Below are 20,429 nucleotides of genomic sequence, written 5' to 3' on the forward strand. Positions count from 1 at the left end.
GAACCACTCATGAGCATCAAGCGCTACGGGACTGGCAGCACCGCGGGTGGCGGACAGCCACGGCCCTTTGCCCGCGCCGTCGAGGCCGATGGCTGGCTGCACGTGTCCGGCCAGGTGCCGGCGGTGAACGGCGAGATCATCGCCGGTGGGATTGTCGAGCAGACTCACCAGACCATGAAGAATGTGATCGCCATTCTTGAAGAGGCCGGTTACGAGCTCAAGGACGTGGTGCGCTGCGGTGTGTGGCTGGATGACCCGCGGGATTTCTGGAGTTTCAACAAGGTATTCGGCGAATACTTCAGCCCCGAACACGCCCCGGCCCGGGCCTGTGTGCAGGCGAGCATGATGGTGGATTGCAAGGTCGAGATCGATTGCGTGGCCTACAAGAAAAAGTGAGGCCATCGCGGGCAAGCCTTGCTCCCACAAGATCAAGCTGTGCCTGTGGGAGCAAGGCTTGCCCGCGATAGCGATCTACCAGACGCCACCGCTGTCTGGTTACACTCGCGGCCAACTGAATGGGAACCCAAGACATGACCGAAGACACCATCAAACGCCGGGCCCGGGGACTGGATCGGGCGTTCGATATCCTCGATTTCCTCAAGGAGATCGGCCAGCCGCTGCGTCCGAACGACATCGCCAGCGGCATCGGTAGCCCCAAGTCCACGGTCTACGAGCTAGTGGCGTCGCTGCTGGAGCGGCGCATCCTCGAGCCGGTGGGCAAGGACGGCCACGTCTACCTGGGCCGCCAGTTGTACTTTCTCGGGCAGGCGCACCTGCGGCATTTCGATTTGAGTCGCGAGGCCGATCAAGCCTTGCGGGAAATCGTCCGCCAGACCCGGGAAACCGCGCAGATGTGCCTGCTCAACGGGCGCAAGTACACGGTGGCGCTGATGAAGGAGGGCGAGCGGCATTTCCGCATTTCATCGGATATCGGCGAAAACGCGCCCATCCCCTGGACCGCCTCCGGCCGCCTGCTGCTGGCGCACCTGAGCGACCAGCAGATCGTCGACCTGATCGACCCTGACGACTTCATCCTGCCGGACGGCGAGCGCCTGCCGGTGGAGCAGTTTCTCAAGGAGATCCGTCAGGCTGGCGTCGATGGGTTTTTCTCCTTCGACAGCGTCGCCGACACCTTCACCCACTGCTTCGCCGCACCGGTCAAAGACCCCAACGGCGTGGCCATTGCGACCCTGTGCATCGTCGCCCCCCGGGCCGACGCCAAGAACAATTACGCCGATTACCGCCGGGTGCTGATCGACAGCGCCAACAACCTGGCCCGGCGCATCAATGAATAGACAATAGCGGTCACCCGCGACCGCGAGAGGAGTTCGAGCATGTCTTCTGCCATTCAGGACGCAGCTGTAGAGAAGGGCGCCGCCACCGTCGGCGCTCACCTGTTGCGCGACGTCAGCCTGCCGGCGCTGGTGCTGCATCGCGAAGCGTTGGAACACAACATTCGCTGGATGCAACAGTTCGTCAGCAACAGCGGTGCCGAGCTGGCGCCCCACGGCAAGACCAGCATGACCCCGGCGCTGTTCCGCCGCCAACTCGATGCCGGCGCCTGGGGCCTGACCCTTGCCACCGCCGTGCAAACCCGTGCCGCTTACGCCCACGGTGTGCGGCGGGTGCTGATGGCCAACCAGTTGGTGGGTACGCCGAACATGGCGCTGATCGCCGATCTGCTGGCCGACCCGACGTTCGACTTCCACTGCATGGTCGATCATCCGGACAACGTTGCCGACTTGGGCGAATTCTTTGCTTCTCGCCGGATGAAGCTGAACGTGATGATCGAGTACGGTGTGGTCGGTGGTCGTTGCGGCTGCCGGAGCGAGGCCGAAGTGTTGGCCCTGGCCGAGGCGATCCGGGTACAACCGGCGCTGGCCCTGACCGGTATCGAAGGCTACGAAGGGGTGATCCACGGAGACCACGCCGTCAGCGGCATCCGTGCGTTCGCGGCGTCCCTGGTGGGGTTGGCGATGCAGTTGCAGGACAGCGGCGCGTTTGCCCTCGATAAACCGATCATCACCGCTTCGGGTTCGGCCTGGTATGACCTGATCGCTGAATCCTTCGAAGCCCGCAATGCCCATGGGCGTTTCCTCAGCGTGCTGCGTCCCGGCAGTTACGTGGCCCACGACCATGGCATCTACAAGGAGGCCCAGTGCTGCGTACTGGAGCGGCGCAACGACCTGCACGAAGGCCTGCAACCGGCGCTGGAGGTCTGGGCCCATGTGCAATCCCTGCCGGAGCCGGGCTTTGCGGTCATCGCCCTGGGCAAGCGCGACGTGGCCTACGACGCGGGGCTGCCGGTGCCGCTCAAGCGCTACAAGCCTGGATCTGATGAGGTAGCCGGTGACGATGTAAGCGGCTGCAAAGTGACGGCGGTGATGGACCAGCACGCGTTCATGACGGTGGCGCCGGGGGTTGAATTGCGGATCGGCGACATCATTGCATTCGGTACTTCCCATCCGTGCCTGACCTTCGACAAGTGGCGGGTGGGGTGCCTGGTGGATGAGCAACTGCGGGTGATCGAAAGCATGGAGACTTGTTTCTAGGCTTGAAACCGAGTTGCGCCTGTCGCGGGCAAGCCTTGCTCCCACAGGGCTTGCTCCCACAGGTCTGTGGGGGCAAGGTCTGTGGGAGCAAGGCTTGCCCGCGACGGCGGCCTGCCAGACACCACCGAATCATCAGGAATATCCATGAGTAATCCGAACCCCCGCATCGCCCTGATCGGCGAGTGCATGATCGAACTGCAGCAACGCGCCGACGGCAGCCTGCAGCAGAGCTTCGGCGGCGACACCCTGAACACGGCGGTCTACCTGGCCCGCGCCTTGGGCGACAGGGCATCGGTGGATTACGTCACGGCCCTGGGCGACGACAGTTTCAGTGACGCCATGTGCCAGCGCTGGGCCGAGGAGAACATCGGCCTGGAACGGGTCCAGCGCTTGCCCGGCCGCTTGCCGGGTTTGTACTGCATCCAGACCGATGCGGCCGGTGAGCGACGGTTCCTGTACTGGCGCAACGAAGCGGCGGTGCGCGATTGCTTCACCACGCCGGCTGCCGCGCCGATCCTGGCGGCGTTGCCGGATTACGATGTGCTGTATTTCAGTGGCATCACCCTGGCGGTGCTGGGCGAGCAGGGGCGCTGCAAGCTCATCGAAACCCTGGTCGAGGCCCGTCGCCGAGGCGCCCAGGTGGTGTTCGACAACAACTATCGGCCAAGGCTCTGGGCGTCGGTCGACGCCGCCCGCGCGGCCTATCGCAGTGTATTGCCTTATGTGGAGCTGGCGCTGCTGACCGTGGACGACGAGCAGGCGCTGTTCGATTATGCCGACAGCGAAGCGGTGTTTGCCGCCTACCAACAGCTCGGCACGCCGGAAGTGGTGCTCAAGCGCGGTGCCGAGGCGTGCCTGATCCGGTGCGCTGGGCAATCGTATGAAGTGCCGGCCCAGCGGGTCGAGCGGGTGGTGGACACCACGGCGGCCGGGGACTCGTTCAGCGCGGCGTACCTGGCGCGCCGCTTGATGGGTGGCAGCCCGGTGGAGGCTGCCGAGGCGGGGCATTTGTTGGCGAGCCGGGTGATCCAGGTGCCGGGGGCGTTGATTCCCCGGTCATGAACCACCGCAGAACCTCATGTGGGAGCGAGCCTGCTCGCGATAGCGGTGTGCCAATCAGCATTCATGTCAACTGACCCACCGCTATCGCGAGCAGGCTCGCTCCCACATTTGATCAATGCTGAGCGCGACATCAATCCCGATAAAACACCTGCACCAGGTGATACCCGAACTTGCTCTTGATCGGTCCATGCACCACCCGCAGTGGCTTCTTGAAGATCACCGCATCGATCACGCCGACCATCTGCCCCGGCCGCACTTCACCCAGGTCGCCGCCGCGTTTGCCGGAGGGGCAGGTGGAGTATTTCTTTGCCAGCACATCGAACGCTTCGCCCTTGGCGATACGTTGCTTGAGCTGTTCGGCTTCTTCGGCGGTTTTCACCAGGATATGGCGGGCTTGGGCTTTCATCGCAGCGCTGACCTGAAAAAAAGGGAGGCGATTATGCCTCAACTCAGGAGACATGGTTGATCATCGTCCGAATCTTGTTCGCCAGCAAATCCAGGGTGAAAGGCTTGGCGACCATGTCCATGCCCTGTTCCAGGAAACCCTGGCGTTCGGCGGCTTTTTGCGCATAACCAGTCATGAACAACACCTTCAGATCGGGCCGATGCTGGCGGGCGATTTCCGCCAATTGCCGGCCATTCATGCCGGGCAGGCCAACATCGGTGACCAGCAGGTCGATGCGCTGGTCCGACTCCAACAGCGGCAGGGCGGTCTTGGCGTCTTCGGCTTCAAGGGCGGTGTACCCCAGCGCCTGTAACAGATCCAGCACCAGCATCCGCACCGCTGGCTCGTCTTCCACCAGCAATACGGTTTCGCCTGCGATTGCGGCCGGAGCCTCCACGGTGGTGGGCTGCGTCGGTTGTTCGACGGGCGCCACGCGCAACCGCGGCAGGTACAACTGCACGCGTGTGCCCTGGCCCGGTACGCTGTCCAGGTTCAGCAACCCACCTGACTGTTGGGCAAACCCGTAGATCATCGACAGCCCCAGGCCGGTGCCCTGGCCGATGGGTTTGGTGGTGAAGAACGGATCGAATGCCTTTGCCAGCACGGACGGGGTCATGCCGCTGCCATTGTCGCTGACGGCAATCATCACGTAATCGCCGGGCTTGACCGGTTCCAGGGTGCTGATGTCGCTGCCGTCGAGGTAGATATTGGCGGTTTCGATGGTGAGTTCGCCGCCGTCGGGCATGGCGTCCCGAGCGTTGATCACCAGGTTGAGCAGGGCGTTTTCCAACTGGCTGGCATCGGTGCTGACGGGCCAGAGCTCATTGGCCAGTTGCAGGCGCAGCGCGATGTGGTCGCCCGTGGTTCGGCTCAGCAGGTCTTCAAGGGACAGCACCAGGCTATTGGCGTCCAGCGGCTTGCGGTCCAGGGACTGGCGCCGGGAAAAGGCCAACAGCCGGTGGGTCAGGGCCGCGGCGCGGTTGGCCGATGACACCGCCGCTTCGGTAAAGCGTCCGATCTCGTCGGCGCGGCCGTTGGCGATGTAGCGCTGCATCAGGTCCAGGCTGCCGAGGATGCCGGTGAGCATGTTGTTGAAGTCATGGGCGATGCCCCCGGTGAGCTGGCCAACGGCTTCCATCTTCTGGGCATGGCGCAACGCTTCTTCAGCGCGCTCGCGTTCGAACATCTCGTTTTGCAGGCGGTGGTTGGCTTCGGCCAGTTGCTGGGTACGGGCGATGACCCGTTCTTCCAGGGTTTCGTTGAGGTTGCGCAGGGCTTCCTCGGTTTTCTTGCGCTCGGTCTCGTCGATCACAAAGATGTAGAAGCCGTTCACCGCGCCGTCCGCGCCATGACGAGGCAGGTAGTTGGTCAGTGCATGTCGCGGCCGGCCGTCGCGGTGGTCCGACTGCACGGCAAAGCTGCACGGCTTGCCCGCCAGGGCCGCGGCAATCTGTTCGGCGCGAGCCGCATAGCCTTCTTCGCCGATCACTTCGCGAATGGTCTTGCCATAGAGTTCCTGCGGGGTCAGCCCGAACCAGTCCAGGTAGGCGCTGTTGTTCAGGCGGAAACGTTCTTCGCGGTCCACGTAGCTGATGAGGATCGGCATCGCGTTGATGATCAGTTGCAGCTCGGTCTGGCTCTGGCGCAGGGCCTGTTCGGTGCGCTTGCGCTCGGTCAGGTCCAGGGCCGCGCCGAGAAAGCGCTTCGGCCGGCCATGGCGATCCTTGTAGCAGCGACCGCGCACGAACACCCAGCGCAGTTCGCCGTCGGGCTGCAACAGGCGGTACTCCTCGGCATATTCGGTGCCGTGGGTGATGCAATGCTTGATGCTGCGGGCGACCATCGCACGATCCTCGGGGTGTACGCCTTCGAGGTAGGCACTGATGGGCAACTGCCGCGACAGACTGGGGTCGACACCGTGCAACAGGGCGAAATGCGCATCGGCAGTGAAGCGGTCTTCGCTGATGTCCCAGTCCCAGGTGCCCAGCGTATCGGCTGCCGCCAAGGCCAGTTGCAGGCGCTCTTCGCTTTCCTGCTGGGCCTTGAGGCTGGCTTCGGAACGGCGTTCGAACTCCAGGGCCAGGCGTCGCCGCTCGCTGGTCTCGATGGCGGTGATCAGGATGCCGGCCACGGCGCCGCTTTCGTCACGCACGGGGCTGTAGGTCAGGTCCAGCCAGAGGTCACAGAGACGGCCGGCAAAAGGCAGGCGCCATTGCTGGTCGCGGCTGGTGTGCGTGCGGCCTTGCAACACGTTGTGATAAATCGGCGCGCTGACGCTTTTGAGTTCAGGCCATGCCGTATGGGTCGGCTGGCCAAACGCCTGGGGATGTTTATCGCCGGCCAGCCGGGAAAAGGCGTCGTTGTAGAAATGGATCAGCTGCGGCCCCCACAGCAAGGCCATCGGCATCGGCGAGTGCAGCACGATGTCCACGGCGGTGCGCAGGCTCTGGGGCCAGGTTTCGGCAGCGCCCAGTGGGCTGGAGATCCAGTCCAGTCGGTCGATCAGGCGTTGTATGCCGCTGCCGGCGGGTGTTGCGTCCATCACGGAGTCCCTGGTTGTCATGTCGCGTCTACTATCCTCTGAAAGAGGTAAGCGCGGGTTGGTCTGCAGAGGTACGTGCTCGGGTCAGCTTGTTTCATTGATGTCTCGCGGAAGTTTCAGTCCATGGAAATCGATCCCTTGTTACGCATCCTGGCCAGCCAGGAAGGCTCCGATCTTTACCTGTCCACCGGGGCACCGCCGTGTGCCAAGTTCGAAGGCGTGCTCAAGCCCTTGGGCAGCCAGGCGTTCAAGGTCGGTGACATCGCCGGGCTCGCCGAGTCTTTGATGGACGCCGAACAACGCCTTGAGTTCGATCGGGAATTGGAAATGAACCTGGCCATTTCGTTGTCGGGTGTCGGGCGATTCCGGGTCAATATCTTCAAGCAGCGCAATGACGTGTCCATGGTGATCCGCAACGTCAAGCTGGACATCCCGCGCTTCGAGGACCTGAAACTGCCCAAGGTACTGCTGGACACCATCATGCAGAAGCAGGGGTTGATGCTGTTCGTCGGCGCGACGGGATCAGGCAAGTCCACTTCCCTGGCGGCGCTGATCGATTATCGCAATCGCAACAGCAGCGGCCATATCATCACCATCGAGGACCCGGTGGAGTACATCCACCGGCACAAGAAGTCGATCATCAACCAGCGGGAGGTCGGTGTCGACACCCGCAGTTTCCATGCCGCCCTCAAGAACACCCTGCGCCAGGCGCCGGATGTGGTGCTGATCGGCGAAATTCGCGACCGGGAAACCATGGAACACGCCCTGGCCTTTGCCGACACCGGGCACCTGGTGATCTCTACCCTGCATGCTCACAATGCCAATCAGGCCCTGGACCGGGTGATCAACTTCTTCCCCGAGGAACGCCGGTCGCAACTGTTGAGCGACCTGGGCAACAACCTCCAGGCATTCGTGTCCCAGCGCCTGGTGCGCACCCGAACCGGCCAGCGCCGGGCCGCGGTGGAGGTCATGCTCGGCTCGCCCACCGTGGCCGACCTGATCCGGCGCAACGAACTGGGCGAACTCAAGGGCATCATGGAGAAGTCGGAAGAACTCGGCATGCAGACCTTTGACCAAGCCCTGTTCAACCTGGTGGTGGAAGGGGTGCTCGACGAGGAAGAAGCCCTGAAGAACGCCGACTCGGCCAACAACCTGCGCTTGCGGTTGAAGCTGCATGCGGAGTCGGGCGCCGCGCCCCCGGCCGATCCGGCGGCGGGGGAGTGGGGGTTGATGGATTGATGGGTTTGACACACCCTGTGGCGAGGGGATTCATCCCCGCTGGGCTGCGAAGCAGCCCTAAATCCAGACATCTCGGTATATCAGACAGACTTGTGTTGAAGGTATTGGGGCTGCTGTGCAGCCCAGCGGGGATAAATCCCCTCGCCACAGATGAATCCCCTCGCCACAGGAGGCCCTCCGGCCGATCCCGAAACTGTTCCAGCGCCTCGGAGTTGGCCAGGGGATTGATGGGTTTGGCACATCCCCCTGTGGCGAGGGGATTCATCCCCGCTGGGCTGCGAAGCGGCCCTAAATCCAGACATCTCGGTGTATCAGACAGACTTGTGTTGAAGGTATTGGGGGGCTGCTGTGCAGCCCAGCGGGGATGAATCCCCTCGCCACAGATGAAACCTCTTGCCACAGGAGCCTGGTTGCTGCGGCTAAGTGAGAAGCTCCGGCCGATCCCGAAACTGCTCCAGCGCCTCGGGGTTGGCCAGGGCGTCGGTGTTTTTCACCGCTTCGCCATGCACCACGTTGCGCACCGCCAGCTCCACCACCTTGCCACTGATGGTTCGCGGTATGTCGCTGACCGCCAGGATCTTCGCCGGTACATGGCGCGGCGTGGTGTTGGCCCGGATGACCTGGCGGATCCGCTGCTCCAGGGTGTCATCCAGGACCAGGCCCTCCCGCAGCCGCACAAACAGCACCACCCGCACATCCCCCTGCCATTGCTGGCCAATGGCGACGCTGTCCAGCACCTGTTCGACCTTTTCCACCTGTCGATAGATCTCCGCAGTGCCGATGCGCACGCCACCGGGGTTGAGCACGGCATCGGAGCGGCCATGGATCAGGAAGCCGCCATGGGGCAGTTCCTCGGCGTAATCGCCTTGGGCCCACACACCGGGGAATTGGCTGAAGTAGGACGCACGGAGTTTTTCCTGTCCGGGGTCGTTCCACAGGCCGATGGGCATCGCCGGGAAATGCCGGGTGCACACCAGTTCGCCTTTCTCGCCGATGACGGCCTGCCCGGCCTCGTTCCAGACCTGTACCGCCATGCCCAGACTCTTGCCCTGCATCTCGCCGCGACGCACGGCCGACAGTGGGTTGCCATTGACGAAGCAGGACACGATGTCGGTGCCGCCGGACATCGACGCCAGGCAGACGTCGGGCTTGAAGTCGCGATAGACGTAGTCGTAGCTATGGGGAGCCAGCGCCGAACCGGTGGACAGCAGGGTCCTGAGGCTGCTCAGGTCATGGGTCTGCCGCGGCTTCAAGCCCTGGCTTTCCAGGGCGGCCAGGAACTTGGGGCTGGTGCCGAACACGCTGATGCGCTGCTGGTCGATCAGGTCCAGCAAACGCTCGGGGCCGGGATGAAACGGCGAGCCGTCATAGAGCACCACGGCACTGCCGACGGCAAGGGCCGACACCAGCCAGTTCCACATCATCCAGCCGCAGGTGGTGTAGTAGAACAGTCGATCCTCGGGACCGAGGTCGACGTGCAGGCCATGTTCCTTGACGTGTTGCAGCAGTACGCCGCCGGTGCCGTGGACGATGCACTTCGGTACGCCGGTGGTGCCGCTGGAGTACAGGATGTACAGCGGATGGTCGAACGGTACGGCAACGAATTGCGGCTCGCCGCCGGCTTGGTAGAACCCGTCCCACAGCGCGACGCTGGCCGGGGTCGTGAAGTCCTCAGCGCGGGCGTCCGGCTGGGCATAGGGCAGCACGATCAGCTGTTGCAGCGAGGGTAGCCGTTCGAGGATCTCGTTGACCTTGGGCCGTTGGTCGATGACCTTGCCGGCGTAGCGGTAACCGGCGCAGGTGATCAGCACTTTGGGCTCGATCTGGCCGAAACGGTCGATCACTCCCTGGGTGCCGAAGTCCGGCGACGAACAGGACCAGATCCCTCCCAGGCTGGTGGTGGCGAGCATGCCCACCAGGGTCTGCCAGGTGTTGGGCATGCACGCGGCGACGCGGTCGCCCTGGGTGACACCGGCCGCTTGCAGGCTTTTTTGCAGGCCGGCGACGTGAGCGGCGAGTTCGGCCCAGGTCAGGTGTTCCTGGCCGCCATTTTCGTCGACGGCCACCACCGCCGTCGCTGTATCGCGACGGCGCAGCAAGTGTTCGGCAAAGTTCAGCGTCGCCCCTGGAAACCACCGGGCGCTGGGCATTTGCACACCTTCCACCAGTACTTCGCTGGGCGCCTGGTGAAAGTGAATCTTGAAGAAATCGACGATGGCTTGCCAGAAGGCTTCGCGCCGGTCGATGCTCCAGGCGTGAAGGGCGGGGTAGTCGCTGAGTTGCAGCTGATGCCGTTCGTTGACGAACCGGCGAAAGGCGTTCATGCGCGACCGGGCGATGCGTTCGGGGCTGGGTTGCCAGAGGGTGTCGGACATGGCGTGCCTCTTATTCTTTATGTACACACAAACTATAGAGCGAGCCGGGGCTTCCGGTGGAATCCAATCCTGTGGCGAGGGGATTTATCCCCGCTGGGTCGCGAAGCGGCCCTAAATCCTGATACCTCGGTGCATCAGACCGATTGTATTGGGGCCGCTTCGCAGCCCAGCGGGGATAAATCCCCTCGCCACAGGGGATCACTGGATCCTTACTGAGCCAACCACCCACCATCGATATTCCACGCCGCGCCACGCACCTGGCTGCCGGCTTCGCTGCACAGGAACAGCACCAGTTCCCCCAGTTGCGGCGGGGTGACGAACGCCAGGGACGGCTGTTTCTCGGCCAATAGATCATGCTGGGCCTGTTGCGGGTCGATGCCGCTGGCGATGCGGTCGTCGATCTGTTTCTGTACCAGCGGGGTCAACACCCAGCCCGGACAGATGGCGTTGCAGGTAACGTTGCTGGTGGCGGTTTCCAGGCCGACCACTTTGGTCAGGCCGATCACCCCGTGCTTGGCCGCGACATAAGCGGCCTTGCCCACCGAGCCGACCTGGCCGTGCACCGAGGCGATGTTGACGATCCGTCCCCAGCCTTTGCTGCGCATCCCCGGCAGGCTCAGGCGGGTGGCGTGGAACACCGAGGACAGGTTGATGGCGATGATCGAGTCCCAGCGTTCCACCGGGAAATCCTCCACGGCCGCCACATGCTGGATACCAGCGTTGTTCACCAGAATGTCGACGCCGCCAAACTCCCGCTCGGCATAGGCGAGCATGTCGGCGATTTGTGCCGGGTCACTGACATCGGCCGGATGATGGCCCACCTTGCCGCCGAATTGCTGCACTTCGGCGATCACCGCCGACGCATCGCCAAAGCCATTGAGGATCAAGTCGGCGCCGGCCTTGGCCAGGACCAGGGCGATGCCCAGGCCGATGCCGCTGGTAGAACCGGTGACCAGGGCCGTTTTGCCGGAAAGAGTTGTCGTCATAGGAGCCTCATACAATGCCAGTGGCGTAGAACACACCGATCACCACGAAAACCGCGAGGGTCTTGATCAGCGTAATGCAGAAAATGTCTTTGTAGGCTTCGCGGTGGGTCAGCCCGGTGACCGCCAGCAAGGTGATCACCGCGCCGTTGTGAGGCAGGGTGTCCATGCCGCCGCTGGCCATGGCCGCTACCCGGTGCAGCACTTCCAGGGGAATGTTGGCGGCATGGGCGGCGCTGATGAAGGTTTCGGACATCGCCGCCAGGGCGATGCTCATGCCACCCGACGCGGAACCGGTGATACCCGCCAGCAGCGTCACGGTCACGGCTTCGTTGACCAAGGGGTTGGGAATGCTCTTGAGCCAGTCGGCCAACACCAGGAAGCCCGGCAGCGAGGCGATGACCGCGCCGAAGCCGTATTCCGAGGCGGTATTCATTGCTGCGAGCAACGCACCGCCCACCGCGCTTTTACTGCCTTCGGCCAGCTTGCTGCGAATAGCCCGGAAGCCGAACAGCAGGACCATGATGATGCCCACCAACAGCGCGGCCTGCACCGCCCAGATCGCGGTGAGTTTGGCGACGTCACTGGTCACCGGCGTCGCCATTCCTGGCAGCGCCAGGCTGTGGGTCTTGCCGTACCACTGGGGAATCCACTGGGTGAACAACAGGTTCATGAGGCCGACCGCCAGCAGCGGCGAAACGGCGATCCACGGGTTGGGCAGCTTGATGTCTTCGGCCGTTTCCGGCTCGTTGCGTAGTTCGGTACCGTAGCCTTCGCCCACGCGCAGGGCCTTGTTGCGCTGGCGTTGCAGGAACAGCATGCCGATGCTGAACACGAACAGCGTGCCAATCACACCCAGCCACGGCGCGGCCCAGGCAGTGGTGTTGAAGAAGGTACTGGGGATGATGTTCTGGATCTGTGGCGTGCCGGGCAGGGCGTCCATGGTGAAGGAGAACGCACCGAGGGCGATGGTGGCCGGGATCAAGCGCTTGGGAATATTGCTCTGACGGAACATCTCGGCGGCGAACGGGTACACCGCGAACACCACGACGAACAACGACACGCCGCCATAGGTCAGCAGGGCGCAGACCAGCACGATCACCAACATCGCCTGGCGTGTGCCCAGCAGGCGAATCGCCGCAGCCACGATGGAGCGGGAGAAGCCCGACAACTCGATCAGCTTGCCGAACACCGCGCCGAGCAGGAACACCGGGAAATACAGTTTGATGAACCCGACCATTTTCTCCATGAACACCCCGGTGAAGGCCGGGGCGACAGCGGACGGATCGGTGAGCAGGACGGCGCCGAGGGCGGCGATGGGGGCAAAGAGGATGACGCTGTAGCCACGGTAGGCGGCAACCATCAGCAGCGCGAGGGCTGCCAAGGCAATGATCACACTCATGGTGTGTCTCCTGGGATTGTTATTTTTGTGGTGAAGCGGTGGGAAGGCTTTAGCGAGTTTTGTGCCAAGTTGGTAACTTGTTGAAATGTATGAGGTTTGTTGTTTGGCTTGAGGAGGTATGGAGAGTGGTGTCTCTTTCTGGAGATTTTTTGATTTGGATGGCCTCATCGCGAGCAGGCTCGCTCCCACAGGGGAATGCAATCATCCTGTGGGAGCGAGCCTGCTCGCGATGAGCGCGAAGCGCTCCGAAGTGGTTGTCTACAAAACGAGAATTGATTTCTCTCTATTGAGACTCGGCAATCCCCAGCGCCACCATCTTCTTGTACAACGTCGACCGTCCCAGCCCCAGTTGCTCCGCCGCCTCGATCACCTTGCCGCCGCATTGCGCGAGGGTGGTTTCGATCAGTTGCCGGTCGAATCGCGCCCGGGCCTGACTGAAGGTTTCCTGGGGCAACAGTTCCAGGCCTGGGCTGGCCGTGCGGGTCACCGGGGTGAACGTGCCGATGGCCGCGCGGATGTCGGCGGCGGTGAGTTGCAGGTTGTCGCTGAGCAGCGCCGCGCGCTCCAGCACGTTGCGCAACTCGCGGATGTTGCCCGGCCAGGCGTGTTGCCCCAGCAGGTCGAGAGCATCGGGGTTCAGTTCGTGCTGGCTGCGCAGGTCTTCGAGGATCGCCTCGCTCAGGGCCGGCAGGTCATCCAGGCGCTCGCGCAGGGGCGGAACCTGGATCGGCAGCACATTGAGACGGTAATACAGGTCGGCGCGGAACTCGCCGCGTTTGATCGCCGCCTCCAGATCCATCGACGTGGCAGCGATCACGCGGACATCGCTTTGCAGCACTTCGTTGGAGCCCACCGGTTCATATTCCTTTTCCTGCAACACCCGCAGCAGTTTACTTTGCAGCGGCAGCGGCATGTCGCCGATCTCATCGAGGAACAACGTACCACCCTGGGCGATCTGCAGCTTGCCGGCGCGGCCCTTGCGGTCGGCCCCGGTGAAGGCTCCGGGCGCGGTGCCGAAGAACTCGGCTTCCAGCAGCGACTCCGGTATCGCCGCGCTGTTGATGCTGACGAAAGCCTTGTGCGCCCGTGGCGAGGCGCTGTGAATGGCCTGGGCGAGCAGTTCCTTGCCGGTGCCGGTCTCGCCCAGCAGCAACACCGGGGAATCGGTGCTGGCGCTACGGCGGGCGCGGCGCTTGACCTCCAGCACGGCGCTGCTGGTGCCGATGAAATGGGCAAAGTTGTACTTGGTCTGCCGCGCCCGCAGCAGCGAACGAGTCGAGGCCAGTTCTTCCTGCATGCTCTGGTAGCGCTTGAGCATCGGCGACAGGCTATGCAGTTCACCGAACAAGGCAAAACCGATGGCGCCGATGACCGCGCCGGCGCTGTCGTGGATCGGCAGGCGCATGACCACCAGCGGCTCCTTGGGCATCTCCTGCATGTCCAGCAGGATCGGCCGCCCGGTCCGCACCACTTCCCGCAGCAGGCTGCCGGGAATCACGCTCTCGCAGGCCCGACCAATGGCCTCCTGCGCCGAGTTCAGCCCGAAGCGCCGGGCGTAGCGCTCGTTCATCCAGACGATGTTGGCGTCCCGGTCGACGATCACCGTGCCTTCGCTGGACTGCTCGATGATCTCGAACAAGGAGCGAATCGCCAGGGTGCGTACGCGCTTGTAGTCCTTGAGGTTTTCGGTGGGGGTCATGGTCTGGTCCGGTTGTGTTTTGCCTGTCAGGCCGCCATCGCGAGCAGGCTCGCTCCCACAGGTGAGCGCATTCCAATGTGGGAGCGAGCCTGCTCGCGATGGGCGCGACACGGTGTCGGCATTATGCCCACCCCGGATGCGCCGCCGCCAACAGCTCCTTGGTATAAGGATGTTTTGGTGCGTCGAACACCTCATGACTGGCGCCGCACTCAACCACTTTGCCGTCCTTGATCACGATCATGTCATGGGCCAGGGCGCGCACCACCGCCAGGTCATGGCTGATGAACAGGTAGGTCAGGCCGTGCTTCTCCTGGAGCTGGCGGAGCAGGGCGACCACTTGTTTCTGTACGGTGCGATCCAGCGCCGAGGTGGGCTCGTCCAGCAGGATCAGCGCCGGTTTGAGCACCAGGGCCCGGGCAATGGCGATGCGCTGGCGTTGGCCGCCGGAAAATTCGTGGGGATAGCGATGGCGGCTCTGCGGGTCGAGGCCGACTTCCTTGAGGGCCTGGATCACCCGGGCCTCGCACTCCTGGGCGCTGGACGGACTGTGGACCTCGAGGCCTTCGCTGATGATCTGCTGCACCGACATCCGTGGGCTGAGGCTGCCGAACGGGTCCTGGAACACCACCTGCATCTGCTTGCGCCACGGCCGCAGTTCTTTCTGCGACAGGGCGTCGAGGGCTTCACCCTGGAAGCGAATGCTGCCTTCGGATTCGATCAGCCGCAGGATCGCCTGGCCGAGTGTGGACTTGCCGGAGCCGGATTCGCCAACGATGCCCAGGGTCTTGCCGCGCTGGATGTTCAAGCTGATGCCGTCGACGGCGCGCAGGTATTCCTTGCGCCGGAACAACCCGCCGCCCAGGGCGAAACTGACCCGCAGGTCTTGGACCTGCAACACGTCTTCGCGCGCGTCCCGGGGCAGGGCTTCACCCTCCGGCTCGGCGTGCAGCAGTTCACAGCTGTAGGGGTGCTTCGGCGCGCTGAAGAGGGTTTCGCACGGCGCCTGCTCGACGATTTCCCCGGCCTTCATCACGCACACCCGCTGGGCGATGCTGCGCACCAGGTTCAGGTCATGGCTGATCAGCAGCAAAGACATGCCGAGCCGTTGCTGGAGTGACTTGAGCAACAGCAGGATCTTGCGCTGCACGGTCACGTCCAGCGCCGTGGTCGGTTCGTCGGCGATCAACAGCTCCGGCTCGCAGGCCAGGGCCATGGCAATCATTACCCGTTGCCGCTGGCCGCCGGAGAGCTGGTGCGGGTAGGCCTTGAGCCGTTCGACGGGTTTCTGGATGCCGACCAGGGCCAGCAATTCCAGGATGCGCTGGCGTGCCGCTTTGCCGCCCAGGCCCTTGTGCAGCATCAGGGTTTCGCCGATCTGCTTTTCGACGCTGTGCAGCGGGTTGAGGGAGGTCATCGGTTCCTGGAAGATCATCGCGATACGGTTGCCGCGCAACGCCCGCAGGGTGCTGGCTTGGGCCCCGACCAGTTCCTGGCCGCGATAGCGAATGCTGCCGGTGGTATGGCTCTCGGTTGGCGGCAGCAGTTGCAGGATCGAGTGGGCCGTCACCGACTTGCCGGAGCCCGATTCGCCCACCAAGGCCAGGCACTCGCCGGGGCGGATGTCCAGGCACAGGTTGCGCACGACGGCCTGGTCGTTGAAGGCCACGCTCAGGTCGCGGATTTCGATCAGGTTGTCACGCACGTCCGGATCAGGACCTGGGGTCGAATGCATCGCGCAAAGCCTCGCCAATGAACACCAACAGGGAAAGAATCAGGGCCAGGGTGAAGAATGCCGTCAGCCCTAGCCAGGGTGCTTGCAGGTTCTGTTTGCCCTGGGCAATCAGCTCGCCCAGGGACGCGCTGCCGGCCGGCATGCCGAAGCCGAGGAAGTCCAGGGCGGTGAGGGTGGAGATCGCTCCGGTGAGAATGAACGGCAGATAACTCAGGGTCGCGTTCATCGCGTTGGGCAGGATGTGCCGCACGATCACCTTGCGGTCGGTCAGGCCCAGGGCCCTGGCGGCCTTGACGTATTCGAGGTTGCGCCCGCGCAGGAACTCGGCGCGGACCACGTCCACCAGGGCCAGCCAGGAGAACAGCGCCATGATCCCCAGCAGCCACCAGAAATTCGGCTCGACGAAACCGGAGAGGATGATCAATAGATAGAGCACCGGCAGCCCGGACCAGACCTCCAGCAAGCGTTGCCCCAACAGGTCCACCCAGCCGCCGTAATACCCCTGCAACGCGCCGGCGGCGATGCCGATCAGGGCGCTGATGACCGTCAGCGTGAGGGCGAACAGGATCGACACCCGGGCACCGAAGATCACCCGGGCCAGCACGTCCCGGGACTGGTCGTCGGTGCCCAGCCAGTTCACCGAGGTGGGCGGGCTCGGGGCCGGTTGATTGAGGTCGTAGTTGGGGGTGTCGTCGCTGAACGGGATCGGCGGGAACAGCAGCCAGCCGCCATCCTTGTGGATCAGGTTCTGCACGTAGCTGCTGCGGTAGTCGGCCTGGAACGGTAGCTGGCCGCCGAATTCCTGCTCGGTGTAGCGCTTGAACACGGGGAAATACAGGGAGTTTTGATAGCTCACCACCAGCGGCTTGTCATTGGCGATCAGCTCGCCGCCCAGGGTCAGGATGAACAGGCCGATGAACAACCACAGCGACCACCAGCCACGGCGGTTCTTCTTGAAGCGCTCGAAACGCCGTCGGCCCAGGGGCGAGAATCTGAACATCAGGCGTTCCTCGCGGCGAAGTCGATGCGCGGGTCCACCAGGGTGTAGCAGAGGTCGCCGATGAGTTTGATCAGCAGGCCGAACAGCGTGAAGATGAACAGCGAGCCGAACACCACCGGATAGTCCCGGGACACGGCCGCCTCGTAGCTCATGCGGCCCAGGCCATCAAGGGAGAAGATCACCTCGATCAGCAGCGATCCGGCGAAGAACACGCTGATGAACGCCTGGGGAATTCCCGAGACCACCAGCAACATGGCGTTGCGGAACACGTGGCCATACAACACCCGCCGTTCGCTCATGCCCTTGGCCCGCGCCGTGACCACGTATTGGCGGGTGATTTCATTGAGAAACGAGTTCTTGGTCAGGATGGTCAGGGTGGCGAAGCCGCCGATTACCAGTGATGTGACCGGCAGCACCAGGTGCCAGAAGTAATCGGTGATCTTGCCCAGGGTCGACAGCGATTCGAAGTTGTCCGACACCAGCCCGCGCACCGGAAACCAGTTCAGCGACGTTCCGCCCGCGAACATCACGATCAGGAACATCGCGAAGAGGAACGCCGGCATGGCGTAGCCGATGATGATCGCGGTGCTGCTCCAGATATCGAAGGCCGACCCGTGATGCACAGCCTTGCGGATGCCCAGCGGGATCGACACCAGGTAGGTGATCAGGGTCGCCCACAGTCCCAGGGAAATGGTCACCGGCATCTTTTCCAGGATCAGGTCGGTGACCGTGGCGCCCCGGAAGAAACTCTTGCCGAAGTCCAGGTGGGCGTAGCTGCTGAGCATCAGCCACAGGCGTTCATGGGCTGGTTTGTCGAAGCCGTATTGTTTCTCGATGTCCTTGATCAGTTGCGGGTCCAGGCCACGGCTGGCCCGGGAGCTGCCGGTCATGGCATTGCCCGAGCTGCCGACACTGGCGCCACCGATGCCTTGCAGGTGGGCGATGGCCTGTTCCACCGGGCCGCCCGGGGCCGCCTGGACGATGACGAAATTCACCAGCAGGATGATCACCAGGGTCGGAATGATCAGCAGTAAACGTCGCGCGACATAGGCCCACATCAGTGACGCCCTCCGGAGGCGCGACGCCTGATTCGCTCGGCGGTCATCTGCTCATTGGTCAAGGGGGTGGTGCTGACTTCCCACCAGCTCTCGATGGCTTCGTCGTTGGCGGCCTGCACCTTCGGCATGCCGAAGCGGTTCCACCATACGGTCGAGCTGCCCGGTGGGTAGTAGTTGGGAATCCAGTAGTAACTCCATTGCAGCACTCGGTCCAGGGCGTGGGCATGCCGGAGCATGTCGTCCTGGGTGGTGGCCTTGACCAGCCCGTCGATCAGTGCGTCGACAGCAGGATTCTGCAACGCCATGTAGTTGTTGGCGCCCGGGTCGTTGGCCGCCGCCGAACCGAAGTAATTATAAAGCTCGGTGCCGGGCGAGGTGCTGACCGGGTAGCCGGTGACGATCATGTCGTAGTCACGGCTCATCAGGCGGTTGACGTACTGGGACGGGTCGATGCGACGGATGCTCATGTCGATGCCGATCTGCGCCAGGGTGCGCTTGTAGGGCAGCAGCAGGCGGTCCATGCCGTTCTGGCTGTTGAGGAAGGTGAAGCTCAGCGGCTCGCCCTCGGCATTGACCAGGCGATCGCCATCGGGTTTCCAGCCGGCCTGTTCCAGCAGCGCCAGGGCCTGCAATTGCTTGTCGCGAATCACGCCGCTGCCGTCGGTCTTCGGGGCCTGGAACACCTGGGTGAAAACCTCGTCGGGGACTTTCCCGCGCAGCGGTTCAAGGATCGCCAGTTCGTTCGCGTCGGGCAGCTCTCGGGCGGCCAGGTCGGTGTTGGAGAAGAAGCTCTGCTGGCGCACATAGAGGTTGCGCATCATCTGCCGGTTGCTCCATTCGAAATCCCAGAGCATCGCCAGGGCCTGGCGGACGCGGCGGTCCTGGAACTGCGGCTTTTGCAGGTTGAACACGAAGCCCTGGGCCGTTTGCGGGGCTTCGGTGGCCAGGTGGGCTTTCTGCAGGCGTCCGTCGCGCAGCGCCGGGCTGTCGTAACCGATGGAGAAGCCCGTGGCGGAAAACTCGCGGTTGTAGTCGTAGGCGCCGCCGCGCAGCACCTGGCGCGCCACGTCGGTGTCGCCGAAGTACTCGATGCTGAAATGATCGAAGTTGTAGAGCCCACGGCTGACCGGCAGGTCCTTGCCCCACCAGTCGGCGTTGCGCTCGAAGGTGATGCTGCGCCCGGAGTCGACCTTGCCAACCCGGTACGGTCCACTGCCCAGCGGCGCTTCATAGCCACCTCCGCTGGCAAAATCGCGGGTTTTCCACCAATGCTCGGGAAACACCGGCAGGGTGGCGATGTCCAGGGGCAAGGTGCGGTTTTCGTTGTTCTTGAAATCGAAGCGAACGGTGCGTTTGCCTTCGACTTCGACGCCTTTGACGGCCGCGAACTGGGTGCGATAGCGCAGGCTGCCCTGGGTCATCAGCAGCTCGAAGCTGTAGCGCACGTCTTCGGCAGTGATGGGCTTGCCATCGGCGAAGCGGGCCTTGGGGTTCAGGTAGAAGCGCAGGGACAAACCGTCGTCTGCGCGTTCCATGCTTTGTGCGACCAGGCCGTAGACAGTGTAGGGCTCATCCAGCGAACGCTGGGCCAGGGGCGAATACAGCATGCCGTCGATCTGGCTGACCCCGATGCCTTTGTCGATGTAAGGCAGCACGTGATCGAACTGGCCGATCTCGATGGCCGAGCGGCGCAGGGTGCCACCTTTGGGGGCCTGGGGGTTGGCATAGGCGAAATGGCTGAAGCCTTCGGGGTATTTGGCCGGTTCGCCGTAGACGGTCAGGGCATGTTGCGGTGCGGCAGACACACCGGCGGCGCCTGTCAGCAGGAGCGCGGCAGCCAGAAACAGAGAGGGAAACACCAGTCGCATTGTCAGCCTTAAAGCCGGGTGATCGATGACAACGATTTTTACGCGAGCGGCGCGCTGATCGCCAGCCCCGTGGTCAAGGAGTGGTGGCGAGGGGATTGCGGTGGTGAGGGAGCAATCCCTCGCCACCGTCACCTTCAGTCCTGGCGGCTGGTCACTTCCAGCAGGTGGTAGCCGAACTGGGTCTTGACCGGGCCCTGCACCACGTTGAGTGGAGCGCTGAATACCACGGTGTCGAATTCCTTGACCATCTGACCCGGGCCGAACGAACCCAGGTCACCACCCTGGCGGCTGGACGGGCACGTGGAGTTGGCTTTCGCCACTTCGGCGAAATCGGCACCGGCTTCGATCTGGGCCTTGAGTTCGTTGCACTTGTCTTCGCTGGAAACCAGGATGTGGCGGGCAGTGGCTTTGGCCATGGGATAACTCCTTGCAGGTAATGATTTCAAAGTGCAGAGCCTACCGGAAACAGTCA

At 63.3% G+C, this 20,429-nt stretch carries 16 protein-coding genes; 5 read left to right on the top strand and 11 right to left on the bottom strand.

Going from position 1 to position 20,429, the window contains the following annotated elements:
- The first annotated feature begins 9 nt into the window (after positions 1 to 9).
- From LOY35_RS10620 to LOY35_RS10635, 4 genes are all read left to right on the top strand, one after another.
- Complete coding sequence (locus LOY35_RS10620; protein WP_024781238.1) at positions 10 to 396, top strand: RidA family protein; 387 nt, start codon at positions 10 to 12, stop codon at positions 394 to 396.
- Between the two features lie 134 nt (positions 397 to 530).
- Positions 531 to 1,295, top strand: coding sequence for an IclR family transcriptional regulator (locus LOY35_RS10625; RefSeq protein ID WP_258632319.1), 765 nt, complete (start codon positions 531 to 533; stop codon positions 1,293 to 1,295).
- A 39-nt stretch (positions 1,296 to 1,334) separates the two neighbouring features.
- A complete protein-coding gene (locus tag LOY35_RS10630) occupies positions 1,335 to 2,552 on the top strand; it encodes an amino acid deaminase (protein ID WP_258632321.1) in 1,218 nt (405 codons plus the stop codon).
- A 144-nt stretch (positions 2,553 to 2,696) separates the two neighbouring features.
- A complete protein-coding gene (locus LOY35_RS10635) occupies positions 2,697 to 3,614 on the top strand; it encodes a sugar kinase (protein WP_258632323.1) in 918 nt (305 codons plus the stop codon).
- 130 nt (positions 3,615 to 3,744) lie between these two features.
- On the opposite strand, the gene LOY35_RS10640 is transcribed toward LOY35_RS10635, so the two are convergent.
- Positions 3,745 to 4,020 carry a peptidylprolyl isomerase gene (locus LOY35_RS10640; protein ID WP_003182808.1) on the bottom strand — a complete coding sequence of 92 codons (276 nt, stop codon included), beginning with the start codon at positions 4,018 to 4,020 and terminating at the stop codon, positions 3,745 to 3,747.
- A gap of 43 nt (positions 4,021 to 4,063) precedes the next feature.
- Positions 4,064 to 6,601, bottom strand: a complete 2,538-nt coding sequence (locus LOY35_RS10645; protein WP_258632325.1) for a PAS domain-containing protein — start codon at positions 6,599 to 6,601, stop codon at positions 4,064 to 4,066.
- 123 nt (positions 6,602 to 6,724) lie between these two features.
- Here LOY35_RS10645 and LOY35_RS10650 point away from each other — a divergent pair, with 123 nt between their 5' ends.
- Entirely contained in the window at positions 6,725 to 7,840 is a 1,116-nt protein-coding gene (locus tag LOY35_RS10650; protein ID WP_258632326.1) for a PilT/PilU family type 4a pilus ATPase, read from the top strand.
- A 419-nt stretch (positions 7,841 to 8,259) separates the two neighbouring features.
- Here the strand turns inward: LOY35_RS10650 and LOY35_RS10655 are convergent, their stop codons facing one another.
- The 9 genes from LOY35_RS10655 to LOY35_RS10695 form a co-directional block, all read right to left on the bottom strand.
- Positions 8,260 to 10,215: an acetoacetate--CoA ligase gene (locus LOY35_RS10655; RefSeq protein WP_258632328.1), complete on the bottom strand. Its 1,956-nt coding sequence runs from the start codon at positions 10,213 to 10,215 to the stop codon at positions 8,260 to 8,262.
- A gap of 209 nt (positions 10,216 to 10,424) precedes the next feature.
- Positions 10,425 to 11,201 carry a 3-hydroxybutyrate dehydrogenase gene (hbdH, locus tag LOY35_RS10660; RefSeq protein WP_258632330.1) on the bottom strand — a complete coding sequence of 259 codons (777 nt, stop codon included), beginning with the start codon at positions 11,199 to 11,201 and terminating at the stop codon, positions 10,425 to 10,427.
- Positions 11,202 to 11,208: 7 nt separating this feature from the next.
- Positions 11,209 to 12,600: a GntP family permease gene (locus tag LOY35_RS10665; protein ID WP_258632331.1), complete on the bottom strand. Its 1,392-nt coding sequence runs from the start codon at positions 12,598 to 12,600 to the stop codon at positions 11,209 to 11,211.
- A 283-nt stretch (positions 12,601 to 12,883) separates the two neighbouring features.
- Entirely contained in the window at positions 12,884 to 14,299 is a 1,416-nt protein-coding gene (locus LOY35_RS10670) for a sigma-54-dependent Fis family transcriptional regulator (protein WP_258632333.1), read from the bottom strand.
- A gap of 121 nt (positions 14,300 to 14,420) precedes the next feature.
- A complete protein-coding gene (locus LOY35_RS10675; RefSeq protein ID WP_258633553.1) occupies positions 14,421 to 16,001 on the bottom strand; it encodes an ABC transporter ATP-binding protein in 1,581 nt (526 codons plus the stop codon).
- 7 nt (positions 16,002 to 16,008) lie between these two features.
- The gene (locus LOY35_RS10680) at positions 16,009 to 17,031 is read right to left on the bottom strand and encodes an ABC transporter permease (RefSeq protein WP_258632335.1); all 1,023 of its coding nucleotides are present in this window, start codon (positions 17,029 to 17,031) and stop codon (positions 16,009 to 16,011) included.
- Entirely contained in the window at positions 17,031 to 18,089 is a 1,059-nt protein-coding gene (locus LOY35_RS10685) for a microcin C ABC transporter permease YejB (RefSeq protein ID WP_258632336.1), read from the bottom strand. Before LOY35_RS10685 ends, LOY35_RS10680 begins: the two co-directional genes overlap by 1 nt.
- Positions 18,089 to 19,957 (bottom strand): extracellular solute-binding protein, encoded by a 1,869-nt coding sequence (locus tag LOY35_RS10690; RefSeq protein WP_258632338.1) that lies wholly within the window; start codon positions 19,955 to 19,957, stop codon positions 18,089 to 18,091. Before LOY35_RS10690 ends, LOY35_RS10685 begins: the two co-directional genes overlap by 1 nt.
- Before the next feature lie 134 nt (positions 19,958 to 20,091).
- On the bottom strand, positions 20,092 to 20,373 hold the full coding sequence (locus tag LOY35_RS10695) for a peptidylprolyl isomerase (RefSeq protein WP_258632340.1): 282 nt from the start codon (positions 20,371 to 20,373) through the stop codon (positions 20,092 to 20,094).
- Positions 20,374 to 20,429 lie beyond the last annotated feature (56 nt).

Source organism: Pseudomonas sp. B21-028, from assembly GCF_024749045.1.
Classification (GTDB): Bacteria; Pseudomonadota; Gammaproteobacteria; order Pseudomonadales; family Pseudomonadaceae; genus Aquipseudomonas.